Raw genomic sequence first — 15,632 nt, forward strand, 5'->3', positions numbered from 1 at the left:
GGCATATGAGAAAACTGCTTGATAAAATGCATGGTGCCGTCACCGGGGATGGGAAATACAAGAAGTATTATCCGGTCTACGAGATGGTGGACACCTTTTTATATTCGCCGACCGAAACCAGTTCCGGATCGCCCCACGTGCGCGATGCCATTGATCTGAAAAGGGTCATGATTACCGTGGTTTTTGCTCTGATTCCCTGTTTTTACATGGCAATGTGGAACACCGGGTATCAGGCTAACGCCGCTCTGGCTTCCATGGGACTAGAAGCGGGTACCGGCTGGCGCTGGAGCGTCATGAGCGGACTCGGATTGAGTGCCAATCCTGAAAGTTTCGGGGCCAACATCATGTTGGGTGCTCTTTACTTCTTCCCCATTTATATTGTCTGCAATATCGCAGGTGGATTCTGGGAAACCCTGTTTGCGGTTATTCGTAAACATGAAATCAACGAAGGCTTTCTGGTCACCGGTTCGCTTATTCCGTTGATTGTTCCTCCGCATATTCCGCTCTGGCAGGTCGCTCTGGCAACCAGTTTCGGTGTGGTTATCGGTAAGGAAATCTTTGGTGGAACAGGCAAGAACATCCTCAACCCGGCTCTTCTGGCCCGCGCCTTTCTCTTCTTCGCTTATCCGGCGCATATCTCAGGTAACAGTGTCTGGGTTCCGGTCGACGGATTTTCCGGTGCCACTCCGTTGGCTCTGGCTGCCGAAGGTGGAATAAATGCGGTAGTTGCCAAATATTCATGGTGGGACTGCTTCATCGGAACCATTCCGGGATCTTTGGGCGAAACTTCAACCCTTGCCTGTCTGATCGGCGGGGCCGTGTTGGTCTTCACCGGAATTGCTTCATGGCGGATTATGGTTTCACTGCTGGGCGGGGCCTTTGCAGTTGCGATCATTTTCAATGCCGTAAGCAGCGGTTCCAATCCCATGATGACTATCAGCCCGCTCTGGCATCTGGTCATGGGTGGATTGGCTTTCGGAATGGTCTATATGGCCACTGACCCGGTTTCATCGTCAATGACTCATAAAGGGCAATTCTATTACGGTGCCCTTATTGGAATCATGATTGTCCTGATCCGTACGGTCAACCCGGCCTATCCAGAAGGAGTCATGCTGGCGATTCTGTTCGGTAACGTGTGTGCCCCATTCATAGACAACCTCGTGATGCGGGCCAACATCAAGCGAAGGACGGTGCGCAGTGTCTAACGATTCCACAAAGAAAGTATTTACTGTGGCGTTTTCCCTGTGCCTGGTCTGCTCGCTGCTTGTCTCGACTGCAGCGGTTGGGCTGAAATCAATTCAGGAAGATAATAAGGTCAAGGAACGCAAGGAAAATATTCTCAAGGCTGCGGGCATCTACAATGAAGATGTATCCGTGGATGAACTTTATAAACAGATTGTGCCCAAGGTTGTTGATCTTGCCACAGGCGAATACGTGGAGACTGATGCCGCGGCCTATGATCAGCGTAAAGCGGCCAAGGACCCGGCTTCAAGTGTAGCCATTCCTTCTGAAAAGGATCTGGCCGGTATCGGACATCGGGCAAAGTACGCAAGTGTCTACCTGCTTATGGACGGGAACAAACTTAAGCGCGTTGTCCTGCCTTTGCACGGCAAGGGATTATGGTCGACCATGTACGGTTTCATCGCGCTTGCTCCGGACTTTAACACAGTCAAGAACTTCGGTTTTTATGAGCATGCTGAAACTCCCGGTCTGGGCGGGGAAGTCGACAACCCCAACTGGAAGATTCTCTGGGTGGACAAAAAGGTCTACAGCGAGAGCGGCGATCCGGTTCTTGACGTTATCAAGGGGGCAGTAAGCGCGGAAGATCCTAAGGCTCAATATAAAGTTGACGGTCTTGCCGGAGCCACCCTGACAGCTAACGGTGTTGAGAATCTGGTGCGCTACTGGCTGGGTGAGGGCGGTTTTGCCCCGTACCTGAAGCGGCTAGCTGCCGAGGGAGGAGAACAGAATGGCTAAGTTCAAAGAAGTATTGCTCAAGCCGCTTCTGGAGGACAACCCCATCGCGGTCCAGATCCTCGGTATCTGCTCAGCGCTTGCGGTAACCACCAAGCTGGAAACGGCCTTTGTTATGAGTCTTGCGGTTATCTTTGTTACTGCGGCTTCTAACGTTTCGGTCAGTTCCATCAGGAAACATATCCCTTCGAGTATTCGTATTATTGTCATGATGACCATTATCGCCACGCTGGTAATCATCGTGGACCAGTTCCTCAAGGCCTTTGCTTACGGAATAAGCAAGCAGCTTTCGGTCTTTGTCGGACTTATCATCACCAACTGCATTGTCATGGGGCGTGCAGAGGCTTTTGCCATGCAAAATACCCCCAAGATGAGTCTTGCCGATGGTATCGGTAACGGATTGGGATATGGTTTGATTCTGATCATCGTGGCTTTTCTGCGCGAGTTCTTCGGTTCGGGCAAGATTTTCGGTCTCAGCGTTTTTAAGCTGACATCGGAAGGAGGCTGGTATGAAGCTAATGGCCTCATGCTCTTGCCGCCCAGCGCGTTCTTCATCATCGGGCTGCTTATCTGGTCAGTGAATGTCTATGAAAAGCGGAAGAACAAACGCTAAGCAAGGAGTGAATCGTGGAACATTTAATCAATATATTCGTTAAATCGATCTTCATCGAGAACCTTGCACTGGCCTTCTTTTTGGGTATGTGCACCTATCTCGCAGTATCCAAGAAAGTTCAGACTTCTATGGGGCTGGGTGTGGCCGTTATCGTTGTTATGACGATCACTGTCCCGGTTAACAACCTGCTCTACAACTACTTCCTGCGTGAAGGAGCTCTGGCATGGGCCGGATTTGGCGATACTGACCTTACTTTTGTCGGTCTCATTTCCTACATCGGTGTCATCGCGGCGATTGTCCAGATTCTGGAGATGACCCTCGATAAGTACGTGCCGTCCCTGTACAATGCGTTGGGGATTTTCCTGCCGCTGATCACGGTTAACTGCGCCATTCTCGGTGCCTCCCTCTTTATGGTGGAGCGTGATTACAACTTCGTGGAATCCGTTACTTTCGGTTTCGGTTCCGGTGTCGGCTGGGCTCTGGCTATCGTTCTTCTGGCCGGTATCCGTGAGAAGATGAAGTACTCGGATGTACCGGAAGGACTGGATGGACTGGGGATCACCTTTATTGTGGTCGGACTGATGTCCTTCGGATTCCTGTCCTTTTCCGGAATCCAGATGTAGGCGGGCCGGACGTTTCAAGCGTCCGCTGATATACGAACCGTTAAACTGTGGGGTAAAACCATGGTTGAAATAATACTCGGTGTTGTGATGTTTACCGGCGTGGTTCTTGCGCTGTGCGTGTTCATCCTTCTAGCCCGGGCCAAGCTTGTCCCGAGCGGAGAGGTGAACATCGAAATTAACGATGATCCGGAAAAAACAATTGAAGTTCGTCCCGGAACCAAACTGCTTAGTGCGCTGGCGGAAAAGGAAATATATGTTCCTTCGGCCTGCGGTGGCGGTGGTTCCTGCGGCCAGTGCAAATGTAAGGTTTTTGAAGGCGGCGGAGATATTCTGCCCACTGAAACCTCCCATGTCAGCAAGCGCGAAGCCCGCGAAGGCGTCCGTCTTGCCTGTCAGGTCAATGTTAAACAGGACATGAAGATTGAGGTTCCGGCTGAAATCTTTGATATCAAGAAGTGGGAATGCACAGTTAAATCCAATATCCCGCGTGCAACCTTCATTAAGGAACTCACCCTTGAGCTGCCTGCAGGTGAAAATGTGGATTTCCGTGCCGGTGGTTACATTCAGATCGAAGCCCCGGCCCACACCGTTCACTATAAGGACTTTGAAGTCGGCGATAAATTCAGGGAAGACTGGGATAAATTCGACCTCTGGAGATACACTTCGGTGGTTAAAGAACCCATTGTCCGGGCCTATTCCATGGCCAACTACCCTGAGGAAGAAGGCATAATCATGCTTAACGTGCGTGTCTGCCCACCGCCTCCGTTCGCTCCTGATTCCCCCCCCGGACAGATGTCCTCATTCATCTACAGCCTTAAGCCCGGAGACAAGGTCACTATTTCCGGACCTTATGGTGAGTTCTTTGCCCGTGATACCGATGCCGAAATGATTTTCATCGGTGGTGGTGCGGGTATGGCTCCTATGCGTTCACATATCTTCGACCAGCTCAAGCGCCTTAGCACAACGCGTAAAGTCAGTTACTGGTACGGAGCGCGCAGCTTGCGGGAGATGTTCTATGTAGAGGAATTCGACAAGCTGGCCGAGGAATGCCCGAACTTCAATTGGTATGTGGCATTGTCCGATCCTTTGCCTGAGGACAATTGGACAGGTTATACCGGATTTATTCATCAGGTCCTGTATGAAAACTATATCAAGGATCATCCAGCCCCTGAAGATTGCGAATTCTATATGTGTGGACCGCCGATGATGGCTTCCGCAGTAGAGAAGATGCTTATGGATCAGGGCGTTGAGAAAGAAAATATAATGTATGATGACTTCGGCGGATAAACCTGCTGCATCAGGTTATCTATAGGGAGTCCTTTGCCGGGGACTGTTTCCCCGGCAAAGGTTCTCCAGAAAAAGAAAGTAAGGATGAAGGTATGAAGTGGTTTTCAGGGACATTGGTTAAAGTGATCGGATTAGTTGTCCTGTTGCTTCTTTCGGCCCTTATGCTGGTCGGATGCGAGAATTCGTCTGAACCCGTCAGAATTCAGGGTAGGGCCATTGGCACTACGTATTCAATTACCGCTTACGGTCTGCCGGAGAATCTTTCCCCTGAAGATTTGCGTAACGGAGTAGAACAGGTTGTGGCTGGAGTAAATTCGGCTATGTCCTTATTCAAACCTGATTCCGAACTGTCTCGTTTTAATGCCTACCGCAAAGAGGACTGGTTTCCAGTATCCAAAGAACTGGCTGGTGTGGTGCATACGGCTAAAGCCGTTAACCGTATAACCGGCGGTGCTTTTGATATTACCATCGCACCATTGGTCAACCTTTGGGGATTCGGACCTGATAAAAGACCCGAGATCATCCCGACTGAGGACGAGATTAAAGAGGCTAAGGCAAATGTCGGATCAGATTTGATAGAGGTCCGTTTTGATCCTCCTGCCCTTAAAAAACTCACCCCGGCTATAACCCTTGATCTGGCAGCCATTGCCAAGGGCTATTGCGTGGATGCTGTCAGCTCCTGGCTTAAAGCCAGCGGTATATCCAGTTATATGGTTGAGATCGGTGGAGAGATAAGGACCGGCGGAGTTAAGCCGGACAATGCCCCATGGCGTATTGCGGTTGAAAAACCGGTAAGCATGGAGCGTTCAGTGCAAGCCCTGATCAGTCTTTCCGGTGAGGCCATGGCAACATCAGGTGACTACCGCAACTATTATGAGATAGAAGGTAAGAGATATTCACATATAATTGATCCCGGTACCGGACGGCCCATTACGCACACACTCGTCTCGGTAAGTGTCGTGGATGAAACCTGCTCCCGTGCCGATGCTTTTGCAACAGGTCTGACAGTGCTTGGACCGGAAAAAGGCATTGCGTTGGCTAAGGAATGCAACCTGTCCGCTTTTTTCATTGTGAAAACCCCGGATGGATTATCAGAAATTGCCACTGGCGATTTCCCTCAACACGAAAAATTGAATTGAGGAGATATTTCATGGAAACTGTTTTGATGGCAGCAGCTGTTTTCGGTCTTGTGTTTTTAGCATTGGCTATCGGAGTTATTTTTAAGCGAAACTGCATCCGCGGTTCCTGCCAAGGGTCCATTCAGGCCGGAGACGGTTCCGGTTGCAGGTGCGGAAAATATGATTTTGATAAGAAGCTTATAGATAAAAAACATTCATCACTTAAGCCGCTGTAACAGCGTTCAGGAGTATTGATATGATGGCAAATGTCCAGACCGCAAAAGATGTGATTGAGCAGACCATGGCCTTTCACAAGAGGCTCGGTTCTTTCTATAAGGAACTTTCAGATACTGCTGAAAAGGAACGGGTTAAGCTCCTGTTGGACTACATGAGTCGTCACCATGACCGGCTTGCTGCTATAATGGATGAATATGGAGACGGGTTGTCCGAACGCGTTTTGAAAACATGGTTCATGTACGTGCATAAGGAGTGTGATCTTTCTCCGTTTTTCAGTGCAAAATTAGGCCCTGACATGACTACTCAAGAGGTAATGAAGGTCGCTATTGATTTGGATAAGTGTCTGCTGGAAACCTATGAAGCTATGATTCAGAATGATGTCCCTGACGATGTCAGTGAAGTCTTTCAGGGCCTTCTCGATATGGAGAAGCGTGAAAACATAAGATTGGCTAAGAGTGCTTTGAGAATCGAAACGCTGTAAGGGTTTGTAAACAGTAAGCTTCCGGCTCAAAGAGTCTCGTTGGCTCCTGTTAAATAAAGGGTTTACACCTTGCGGTGTAAACCCTTTTTTCGGTACTAAGAATTGGAGCCTGTGCTATAATCAGTCAAATTTTGATTAGGAGAGATCAGATGAAGACAAAGAACACTAACTTCAAGGTAGTCTGGAAGGTAATTCTTATAATCATACTTACCAGTACTTGGATTGCGGTTACTGTTTGTGCCGGCTTTTCTGGAAACAAACATATTGATTGGTATCATGCTGATTTTCCACCTGGATTCATTTCTACTGGTGAAAGCACTAATGACGGATATGAGAATTATCTTGAAAAGATATTGCGTGAAGGGCTTCCCGAGTTTTCGCATTCATATCACTCAGCAAATTATTCAAGAATTCTCCAGCAAATTAAAACAAGCAATGCCTGCTGTGTAGCCTTGGTACGTACTCCTGATCGGGAAAAGTATATCGAATACAGCCGTCCTACGATGATTGCTCTTCCAAATGGTGTTATTGTTCGCAGTGATCGGATTGATGATTTTAAGCCATTTATTGATAGCAACGGCTACATATCTATTGAAGATGTTTTCAATAATTCTACATTTATAATGGGCGTTTCAAAGGGGAGAAAGTATAAAGGAGATATAGACAAGTTGCTGGTAGAGAATAAAGGGTCTCCTAAAATTGTTGTCCGTGAGGGCAAAGACGTTCTTAGAGGCATGCTGGCGATGATGGCTAGGAACAGGCACATAGACTATACAATCGGATATGCACATGAATTGAAGTGGCTAAACTATGTAAAAAAGATTAGTGCGGATTTTGTGTTTATTCCCATTAAAGAAGTTCCTAAATATGTAGTTTCTCAGATCGGATGTACTAAAAATTATTGGGGTAAGAAAGTAATCAAAAGGATTAATGCTGTTTTAGATGAAAACTATAATCCTGAATACAAAAAAAGATATCAAAAATTTCTCACTCCTGAGGCAGTTATATTACATGAAAAGTATATTAAAGAAGTATTCCCTACTAAATAGTAAAGCTGCAACTGTTGCTAAAATTAAAAGGGTTAACTCGTTTTTGAGTTAACCCTTTCTTATGCGTGTTTTTGGGCTGCCATTGAGGACATCTCAATGGAGCAATCCCTATTTTTGTCCCAGTTTTTCCATGTCTGCAAGGTATTGCGGCGACTGATCCAGATAGAAGGAAAGGGCTTTGGAAAAATCCTTACCTACTAATCCGTCCACAAAGACCTGACTGATTTCCTTGTGCCGCTTCAGGATCAGCTGTGAGCGGTAGAAAATCAACCATTCCTCGCGGGACATGCTTTGCAGGACTGCGGATAATGCTTTGCGTGATCGCGGTTGGTAAAGCCAGAAATACATAAGATCAAGAGCGTTTACGATGATCAGCTTTTCCAAGTCTCTTGCTTCTTTGCTCAGGGTTCGCATCATGATTTTCGGACTTTGCAGCATCTCAAGTACATCCTCTTCCGGGAACATGAGATCCAACTTCGAGAAGACCGAGAATAACTGCGTAATTTTCATTTTATAGCCGGCAATTCTGGCTTTGATGTTGGCCTGCCTGTCGGCAATCCCTTCGATAAAGGCTGCAACACCGTCCGATGCGAATTTGGAAATGATCGCCGCCCATTTCTGGAGTATTCCGGTAGCGTCCGGTATACCGGCCATACCCAGCAGGGCTCCGATCAGTCCGCTTAAGGCTACCGCGACGGGAATGGCAAGAATGGACCTGAAAAAGTTGCCGACAGTTGCCCCTTTGGGCAGTCCACGGATGGCGTTATGGCTGGAGAGGTATATGCCGTTGGCCAGTCCCATTACTGAGTAGAGAAGTATGGGGTTGGTTGAAGTGGTCACCCCGAAGGTGTTATCCAGCAGCAGGGTTTTGACCAGATAGTCCAGCAGCGGAACGCTGAATCCGGTATAAAGCAGGGAGTCTGAAATACGGCTCCAGCTGACTAGTGAGTTCCACGGTAAAAGAGGAGAACGACGCAATCCCCCGCCGCCGAGCACCGACTGGATTATGTTGCGTGATCCGGTGATGGCAAACCAGATTACCGCACCGAAATATGACAGCAGCCACCAGTCCTTGGTCAGGAAGAAGGTCAGGAAAGCGGGTATAAACCCCAGCAGGACCTTGGCGGTATTCTTGATGTTCGTATTCAGGTAATTCCATGAATTGCCCAGTGAATCTGCATCCTGTCTGCCGTCAGCACTGTTGTCGGGCTGGATATTCAGTCCGCCCAATGTACCAATATTACCCGGTTTGCCTGCGTGTATCTTGAGGGAATCGAGGGTCCATTTTACCTGACGTCCGGCTTTGTCTTCAGGAAGTCGCGATAATTCCCGGCGGCTGAGGCCCACCTTGCTATTGACGCTCTTGGTCATCAGGGCACTCACCGGAATACGGTTGCACCCTTCACCGCAACTGTTGCGATAAAAGGGTTTGCGTGCCCGGACCGGGAGAGTGTCTAAAACCACAAAGCCCATGCCGTGTCTGTGCTCTGCCTGTCCTGTAGATCCTGATCCTATGTGGGATCTCAGGCTGCGCTTGCGGTAGATAGTATGAAATTTTTCAAGGTCTGACAGGATGGCAACAAGCTCCGGCTTGCGCTTTTGCATGGCTTTGAAAGCTTCTGCTTCAGAGTCAGCTTGTATTTTTTCAAGCTGGTCATCGTAGTCATAAATAATCTCACGGATGGCGCTTTTAAGTGTGATAACGCTATCTTCATTGAGAGCTTTTTGTAATCTGCCGATGAGTTTGTAATGTTTTTCCTGTCCGGTGAGTTGGGTTCTTTGTTCCTCTACGCAGACATCCTTAAGGTTATAGGCTTCAATATGGGTGATCATGCCGCCACCGTCGTAGAGCAGTTCCAGAGTATCCTGAGCGGTGAGGTTGGCAAGATTGAGGGTGAATTTTGAACTGGAGTGAAGACGCAGCAAACGGGTCATCAACTCATTGATATTACAGCGCAGCAGTTCCGGAAGTTCGGTATCTTTATGCGGTTCAGCAGGGTCATGCAGCTGCGGATTCTTTGCCGGGGCCAGATATTCATCAATGATGATTCGTACGGTCAGAGTACGGAGCAATTCTTTTTGCTCAGGAGTGAGTTTGGTCTCCTCCTTATCCTCGGCATATATTGCGAGTTTATTGTGGATGAATCGCCCAAGATGCAGGATTGAAGGCTGACCCGTTCCTACGAAACCGAGGAATTCATCCTGATCCAGCACGGGAAGTTTTAAATCCAGCTGGTTACCAATGTCATTACGGTGTCTGCTGTTAAACTCATTTAGTACGTCAAAAACGTACTTTTGCTGGTAACGTGAAACCTCTCTTCCTTCTTCAAAGAGTTCAATAACACGCTCCTTTTCCATAAATTTTTGGAAAGAGGTCGTGTCGGAAAGGACATTGGGTTCCCATGTGAAGCGGATGAATTTATTACGGAAGCGTGCAGAGAGTTCAATGCCTACATGGACTTTAATATCAAGTATGTTGCCTGCTTCAAGCAGTTCTTCAATAACCTGCGGCCGCACGTAGTTGTAGTAAACAACAGTAATTTCGCGGATGCCTTTAATCCATGCATCCATGATTAGGTGGGTAGGGGATTTGCGGCCTTTGGTGTTGGCATCGTGAACATGATCGTCAAAAGCGTACTGATTCCACTCCTCGGGCATTTCAACCAGATGATATTTAGCCAGCTCTTTTCTGATCTTGCGTGGATTTCCCGCTGAAACCATTCGGAAATCATGGGCCAGCTTAAGCCTGCTAAGTTCACTGTTACCGGGGCGGACCAGTTTTTTCATGATCTGCAGCAGCACCCGGGCGGTATTTTTACGGTAAAATCCGGAAGAAGAGAGAAATACTTCATCGCGCAGGGAACGCAAGGCTTTCAGGCGGTCATGAGCCATGCCGTTTTCAAAGCTGCCCAGCAGGCTGATTACGGCATAAGCAATACGCAACCCTTGCGGGGCGGCCATTTCCTTAATCCCGTGAGGATGCATGTATTCAACAAAAAGGGAGCGGAAAGCGCGGGATCTATTACCGCGCTTGAGGACGTCATCAACAATCTGCAGCAGCTGATAGTCGAGTTTATCGAAGAAAAGAGAAGATATTCTGGTCATAGCATGGAGTTGGTTCGGGGTCGGCGGAAGCCGAAAGCCCCGTGCCTGACCCCATATCGGTTAAATTTTATAATCAGTCAGCGTGCGTGCGGCCTCCGCATAAAAATCAGTGAAGATTCCGTCAACTCCTGCTTTTGCAAGAGCTTTCCATTCTTCAGGCTGGTTGGCGGTATAAACAAAGACAGCAAGATTGCGTGCATGTGCTTTTTCAATGAATTCCGGCACAATGGTCCGGTACCAGAGGTTCACTGAAGTGGCATTCATTGCTGTGGCATTATCCAGCAATTCGTCAGTGTAGTAGCGACCGTCGAGGCAATCCTTCAGCTCCTGCTTAAGAAGGCTGTGGATCTCTAGATCTTCACAGATTTTATCAAGAAGTACCAGATTTTCCGTCAAGGCAGGAAAACGCGGGAGCATGTAGTCTTCATTGCCATATGCGAAAAGCTCGGCAAAGTATTTCTCTGCTTCCGGCCCGGTCTTTTTCAGCAGCAGATTGCGGCGGATTGCTCCATCAAGCAGGGCAATCTTGGCTTCGGGGCATACTTCGCGCAGAGCTTTCAGTTCCTCCCAGTTGAAGGAGCTGACCAGCAGATCGGACATGTTGAGTTTGCCGGCAGCAACATACTCATTAAAGAGTTCTCCGGCCTGTCTTCCGGTATTGTTGCCCTTCAGTTCCATATGGATGGAAGGACGGCTATCCTCAGCACATGAGGCAAAGAAGTCGAATACTTCCGCAAGAAATGGAATACGGTCTTCGCCTTGTGTTGGGTCACCGGCAAAGAGGGATTTCAGGGTAGCGGAATCTGTGCTGGATACCTCACCCCTGCCAGTGGAAACCTCTTCAAGGTCAAGGTTGTGGACGACTACCAGCTCTTTGTCGGAACTGAGCTGCACATCAAATTCAATGGCCGGAACACCTTCGGAAGTTACTTTTTCAAAAGCACGAATGGTGTTCTGGTTGTATCCTGGGTACTTGCAACCCCGGTGTCCTATCAACATCATGTCTGTAAATCTCCGTATTAATCTAATAGGGATTCCAAAGGGGATTATCCCCTTTGGCCACCGGAGGCGAAATCACCTATCAAAAGCGCGAGAGCGCATCATATCTATTCTATATCAAATTGGGCAGGAACATAACTACCGCAGGCATGTAGGTAACAATTACCAGCACCGCCAGCAGAGCCAGAATAAAGGGCCATATTTCACGACAGAATTCGCCCACCGTCGATCCGGTAATGGCACATGTCGTGAACATCATCGATCCGAAGGGCGGTGTGATGCCTCCGATCATGATGTTTACGATCATAATCAGGCCGAAGTGAATCAGGTCGATCCCCATTCCTTTAACCAGCGGAACCAGAAGCGGAGCAACAATAATCAGCAGTGCGCCGCCCTCAAGGAACATACCGAGCACGAGGAGCAGGAAGTTGATGACTACCAGAATTAACCAAGGGGAATCGGATATAGCCAGAATCGCCTTGGTCAGCTGATGGGGGATTCGTTCCCAGCTCATGTACTGCCCGAAAACTGATGCAGCGATAATAATCAGCATGACCGAACTGGTGCCCAGAATGGTGTTTTTCATGATGATGGGAAAATGTTCCCATCTGAGCTTTTTGTAGAGGAAAGCTCCGATGATGATGCAGAAAAGTACAGCCATAGCTCCGGCTTCGGTGGGAGTGAATACACCGAAACGGATACCGGCAATGATGCCCAAAGGCAGGAGCAGGCCCCATATGGATTCACGGAACTGGGCTAAGATTTCCTTGCCGGTGGCCATTTTTTCACGGGAAGGCTTGTAGTCTCTTTTGCGGGCGATGAAATGTACGGTGAGCATCAGGCCGAGGCACATGAGTATGCCCGGAGTGTAGCCGCCGATAAACATCTTGGCCACGGATACCTGTGCAATGAGAGCGTAGATGATCAGGTTGATGCCCGGAGGGATTACCGGCGCAATTGCGGATGATGCGGCGGTGATGGCTGTGGCAAAAGGCGCACTGTAGCCGCGCTTGGTCATCTGCGGGACGATGATCTTGGACTGCATTGCTGCGTCCGCATTGGCAGAACCGGAGATGCCGCCCATGAGTGTGGAGAGCAGAACGTTAACCTGAGCCAGCCCGCCGCGCAGGTGTCCGGTCAGTACTTCCGCCATTTTCATGAGGCTGGCACTGATTCCTGAGAAGTTCATGATCTCACCGGCCATGATGAAAAACGGAATGGCCAGTAAAGGAAAGGAAGCGGTGGATGTGATGAACTTCTGCAGGATCAGGTCCGGCGGTGTGCCAACATCACCGAAAGTGAAATATGCGAGACCTGCGGCCAAAAGGGCAAAGGCAATGGGAATGCTGGTAAAATACAGCGCCATTACAATGGTTACGGGAAATGTAAGCATGGTTTATTCTCCTTCTTCTGCCTGTTTGCCGAAAAGTTTTCCTAGATCCTGATACAGGAAAGCCAGTGCGTAGACAGCCATCAGGGAGAAACCGACCGTAAGTGCCAGGTTCACGTAAATGGCGGGAATGTCGAGAACAGGTGTGCGTTTCAGCTTGTTTGCCTGAATGTAAAGAATGCTGAGATAGACAATGTAGCCGTTGATGATGAGCATCAGCAGGTCGATGACCACAGCAATGAATTTGCGCCAGATGTGGGGACCGACCTTGCTGATCATGTCAATGCCGATGTGCATTTTGTAGCGGTATGCAGCAGCGGAACCAACGAAAACGGACCAGATGAATGCGGTTGTAGCCACTTCTTCGGCCCAGAAAAGCCCGCCCTGAAAAAGATAGCGCAGCCCGACATTGATGATGACCACCCCAACGGTAATGCAAAGGAAAAAACCGCTGATGATAAGGTCGAAATTTTTAAATAGAAATTTGGATGCTGTAGTAGACATTATTCACCACCAAAAAGCAGGGCACGGGAGCACAGGCTCCCATGCCCTGAATTAATTGTTTATCTCATTGCGTCGAGTTCTTTGAAGATAGACTGGTAGATACCGGGAGTCATACCTTTCTGTTCTTTGTAGAGAGGCTTGAGAGCAGCGCGGAAAGCGTCGCCGTCAACTTCGTTGAACTTTACACCGTAGGATTCCAGCTCCTTAACAACACCACCGTGCTGGGATTTGAGCAGGTTAACCATGTGGTTTGCACCGTTGGTGAATTCATCCTGAATGATTTTCTGGTACTTGGCAGGAATTTCACTCCAAACCTTGGTGGAGATGTACACACCGCAAGTTCCGAGGATGTGGCGGGTGTTGGCTACGTTCTTGGTCGGGCCTTCGTAGACTTTGGTGCCGATGTTGGTGAATTCGGAACCTTCGAGGCCGTCAACAACGCCCTGCTGTACTGCGGAGAGGGTTTCGCCCCAAGGCAGGGGAGTAGCAACAGCGCCCATGGCGGTGAGGGTGTCGATGTAGGATTTGGAACCGGGAGTACGGATTTTCATACCTTTGAGATCAGCAGGAGTCTTGATGACTTTCTGGGTGATCAGGTTACGGAAACCGTAGATGTAGTCGAGAGCAAGAATTTTGATGCCCTGTTTTTCAGCTTCAGCCTGCATTTTTTTAACGAGGTCGGACTGGGTCAGGTTAACGTACTCGTCAAAGCTGCGGTAAAGCATGGGAGCGTAAAGAGCCTTGAAATCGGGAACATAGTCACCGATGAAAGAGGGGTCTTCAACGGAGATGAATTTAGCTCCGCGAACAACCTGCTCCACGCCTTCCTTGTATGCGGGCAGCTGTGCCTGCGGAAAAGTCTGGATGTTGATTGCACCGTCGGTTTTTTCGTAGATGGACTCGGCCACAGCATCCATGGATTTGGAAAGCTGCTCAGCGGGGCTGAAAACGTGGCTCAGTTTCAGGGTCAGTTTGTAGTCGTCCGCCATACAAATTGTGCTCATGGACAGGATCAGAACAGCTCCTGCACAAAGCACGGAAAAGGTTTTCTTGAAGCTCATTTTACTCTTCCTCCTAAAGGTTCCTTACTTATCAGAATTACAGCAACAATTGCAGTAATCCTTTTGCTACTGTCTGTCCCCGCCATCCTCTGCTTCCGTGTCATATTGGACGGCGGCAGTAGATTCGCGGACAATCAGTTTGGTCTCCATCATATGTTGTTCCGGTTTTTCCGGATTATCCATCTTTTGCAGCAGAAGTTCACAGGCGCGTCTGCCCATCTCATAAGCGGGCTGACGGATAGTCGTCAGGGCCGGTACCATGTATGATGCCGTCGGCATGTCATCAAAGCCCACTATGGACAGGTCTTCGGGTAGGGACAGTCCGGCTTCACGCGCACCTTTGATTGCTCCCAGGGCAATGTAGTCATTAGAACAGAAAACCGCGCTGGGCGGAGAGTCATGTTTAAGGAGCTGTTTGATCGAGTCCCGTCCCCCTGAAAGGGAGTACTCGGTCTGGACCAGCAGGTCTTTGTCGTAGGGAAGACCGTGATCCTTGAGGCATTGGCGATATCCGTGCCAGCGGTGGTAAGATCTGTCTGTCACGGTAAAGCTACCCGCGATCATACCTATTCTGCGGTGCCCGAGGGAAATAAGGTGTTCAGTGGCAACGTATCCGCCGCGATAGTTATCAACTCCGACAGCAGAAACAGGGCCGTTTTTGACCGTGCTGAAGAGCAGCACAAATGGAATCCCCTCATCTGTAAGAGATTTGATTATTTCGCCTTTGGGATTGGTCGTGGTGATGATCAGTCCGTCCACCTGACTTTCGCGCAGAGCTTTGATCAGGCTTTCTTCCTGTGATATTTTGTAGGATGTGTTGCCGAGGATTACTTTGATTTGTTTTTCTTCGGCATATTCCTGAACCCCAAGAGTGGATTCGGCAAAGACGGGGTTGTTGATGTTGGGAATTATCAGTCCGATGGTGTTGGACTTTTTGGTGGCAAAGCCGCGTGCGAGGGCATTGTATTTGTAGTTGCACATCTTCATGGCCCGCAGAACTTTCTCACGGGTTTTCTCTCGCACGGAATCCGGGGAATTGATAACCCGGGACACCGTGGCGGTGGAAACTTGCGCTAAGCGGGCAACATCACGAATAGTACTCACAGACAACCTCACCATGTAAACGTTTACATTTTTCTATCAGCTTGATAACAATTATGTCAACAGATTGCTGAATAATGAAATTTTAGC

The 15,632-nt window shown here is 48.8% G+C and carries 15 protein-coding genes; 9 read left to right on the forward strand and 6 right to left on the reverse strand.

Annotated features, from left to right (window positions below; genetic code table 11):
• The first annotated feature begins 5 nt into the window (after positions 1 to 5).
• From ACNI23_RS17155 to ACNI23_RS17195, 9 genes are all read left to right on the forward strand, one after another.
• Positions 6 to 1,205, forward strand: a complete 1,200-nt coding sequence (locus ACNI23_RS17155; protein ID WP_420250500.1) for an NADH:ubiquinone reductase (Na(+)-transporting) subunit B — start codon at positions 6 to 8, stop codon at positions 1,203 to 1,205.
• Entirely contained in the window at positions 1,198 to 1,977 is a 780-nt protein-coding gene (locus tag ACNI23_RS17160; RefSeq protein WP_420250501.1) for a Na(+)-translocating NADH-quinone reductase subunit C, read from the forward strand. Before ACNI23_RS17155 ends, ACNI23_RS17160 begins: the two co-directional genes overlap by 8 nt.
• Complete coding sequence (locus tag ACNI23_RS17165) at positions 1,970 to 2,587, forward strand: NADH:ubiquinone reductase (Na(+)-transporting) subunit D (protein WP_420250502.1); 618 nt, start codon at positions 1,970 to 1,972, stop codon at positions 2,585 to 2,587. The genes ACNI23_RS17160 and ACNI23_RS17165 overlap by 8 nt, the downstream gene beginning before the upstream one ends.
• A 14-nt stretch (positions 2,588 to 2,601) precedes the next feature.
• Positions 2,602 to 3,210 carry an NADH:ubiquinone reductase (Na(+)-transporting) subunit E gene (gene nqrE / locus ACNI23_RS17170; RefSeq protein WP_420250503.1) on the forward strand — a complete coding sequence of 203 codons (609 nt, stop codon included), beginning with the start codon at positions 2,602 to 2,604 and terminating at the stop codon, positions 3,208 to 3,210.
• Between the two features lie 60 nt (positions 3,211 to 3,270).
• Complete coding sequence (nqrF, locus tag ACNI23_RS17175) at positions 3,271 to 4,497, forward strand: NADH:ubiquinone reductase (Na(+)-transporting) subunit F (RefSeq protein ID WP_420250504.1); 1,227 nt, start codon at positions 3,271 to 3,273, stop codon at positions 4,495 to 4,497.
• A gap of 92 nt (positions 4,498 to 4,589) precedes the next feature.
• Positions 4,590 to 5,636, forward strand: a complete 1,047-nt coding sequence (locus ACNI23_RS17180) for an FAD:protein FMN transferase (protein ID WP_420250505.1) — start codon at positions 4,590 to 4,592, stop codon at positions 5,634 to 5,636.
• A gap of 11 nt (positions 5,637 to 5,647) precedes the next feature.
• Positions 5,648 to 5,851 carry a hypothetical protein gene (locus ACNI23_RS17185; protein WP_420250506.1) on the forward strand — a complete coding sequence of 68 codons (204 nt, stop codon included), beginning with the start codon at positions 5,648 to 5,650 and terminating at the stop codon, positions 5,849 to 5,851.
• Positions 5,852 to 5,871: 20 nt separating this feature from the next.
• Positions 5,872 to 6,333 (forward strand): ferritin family protein, encoded by a 462-nt coding sequence (locus ACNI23_RS17190; protein ID WP_420250507.1) that lies wholly within the window; start codon positions 5,872 to 5,874, stop codon positions 6,331 to 6,333.
• Positions 6,334 to 6,482: 149 nt separating this feature from the next.
• A complete protein-coding gene (locus tag ACNI23_RS17195) occupies positions 6,483 to 7,382 on the forward strand; it encodes a TIGR02285 family protein (RefSeq protein WP_420250508.1) in 900 nt (299 codons plus the stop codon).
• Between the two features lie 108 nt (positions 7,383 to 7,490).
• On the opposite strand, the gene ACNI23_RS17200 is transcribed toward ACNI23_RS17195, so the two are convergent.
• From ACNI23_RS17200 to ACNI23_RS17225, 6 genes are all read right to left on the reverse strand, one after another.
• Positions 7,491 to 10,487, reverse strand: a complete 2,997-nt coding sequence (locus tag ACNI23_RS17200) for a hypothetical protein (protein ID WP_420250509.1) — start codon at positions 10,485 to 10,487, stop codon at positions 7,491 to 7,493.
• 60 nt (positions 10,488 to 10,547) lie between these two features.
• A complete protein-coding gene (locus ACNI23_RS17205) occupies positions 10,548 to 11,489 on the reverse strand; it encodes a glycerophosphodiester phosphodiesterase (protein WP_420250510.1) in 942 nt (313 codons plus the stop codon).
• A 109-nt stretch (positions 11,490 to 11,598) separates the two neighbouring features.
• Positions 11,599 to 12,879: a TRAP transporter large permease gene (locus ACNI23_RS17210; RefSeq protein WP_420250511.1), complete on the reverse strand. Its 1,281-nt coding sequence runs from the start codon at positions 12,877 to 12,879 to the stop codon at positions 11,599 to 11,601.
• Between the two features lie 3 nt (positions 12,880 to 12,882).
• Complete coding sequence (locus ACNI23_RS17215; protein WP_420250512.1) at positions 12,883 to 13,380, reverse strand: TRAP transporter small permease; 498 nt, start codon at positions 13,378 to 13,380, stop codon at positions 12,883 to 12,885.
• 59 nt (positions 13,381 to 13,439) lie between these two features.
• Positions 13,440 to 14,441, reverse strand: coding sequence for a C4-dicarboxylate TRAP transporter substrate-binding protein (locus tag ACNI23_RS17220; RefSeq protein WP_420250513.1), 1,002 nt, complete (start codon positions 14,439 to 14,441; stop codon positions 13,440 to 13,442).
• Positions 14,442 to 14,507: 66 nt separating this feature from the next.
• The gene (locus tag ACNI23_RS17225; protein ID WP_420250514.1) at positions 14,508 to 15,545 is read right to left on the reverse strand and encodes a LacI family DNA-binding transcriptional regulator; all 1,038 of its coding nucleotides are present in this window, start codon (positions 15,543 to 15,545) and stop codon (positions 14,508 to 14,510) included.
• Positions 15,546 to 15,632 lie beyond the last annotated feature (87 nt).

The sequence above is a fragment of the Maridesulfovibrio pacificus (SeqCode) genome, from assembly GCF_048612815.1.
Lineage (GTDB): Bacteria > Desulfobacterota > Desulfovibrionia > Desulfovibrionales > Desulfovibrionaceae > Maridesulfovibrio > Maridesulfovibrio pacificus.